This window comes from Vibrio sp. 1288, assembly GCF_033344475.1.
In genome coordinates, this window is sequence record NZ_JAWPOX010000649.1 from 1 (window position 1) to 646 (window position 646).

The 646-nt window shown below is 45.7% G+C and carries 2 pseudogenes; both read right to left on the reverse strand.

The features are described from left to right. Positions 1 to 71 (reverse strand): annotated as a pseudogene (locus R8O11_RS28545) (DUF5363 family protein); the annotation flags it as partial. An 84-nt stretch (positions 72 to 155) separates the two neighbouring features. Further along, positions 156 to 646: pseudogene (gene prfC / locus R8O11_RS28550) on the reverse strand (peptide chain release factor 3); the annotation flags it as partial.

Consider the following 646-nt stretch of genomic DNA (forward strand, 5'->3'; position numbering starts at 1 on the left):
TGATCGGGCGTTAATCCCATTTGTTTACACCAATCGTCGTAACGCTTTAACCCACGTTTGAACCAGTTCATTTTTCTTCCTTATATAAAAACGCCCTTGACTAAGTCTATAGCCAAGGGCGATTTAAAATCTAGTTGCTTTAACGCGGCGGTTGATTAGTGCTCGCGAGTCGCACGGAATTCAACGTCTGGGAAGCGTTCTTTTGCAAGGTTCAAGTTAACCATAGTTGGGGCAATGTACGTTAGGTTGTCACCACCATCCAATGCTAAGTTCGCTTGGTTTTTACGCTGGAACACATCCAGTTTCTTCGCATCGCCACACTCAACCCAACGAGCAGTCGCTACGTTAACGCCTTCGTAGATTGCTTCAACGTTGTATTCTGACTTCAAGCGAGCCACAACCACGTCAAACTGAAGCACACCTACCGCACCAACGATCAGATCGTTGTTTTGCAGTGGACGGAATACCTGTACCGCACCTTCTTCAGAAAGCTGAACCAAGCCTTTTAGTAGCTGCTTCTGCTTCAATGGATCTTTCAAACGAATACGACGGAACAATTCAGGCGCAAAGTTTGGAATACCAGAGAACTTCAGTGACTCACCTTGCGTGAAAGTATCACCAATTTGAATAGTGCCGTGGTTATGCA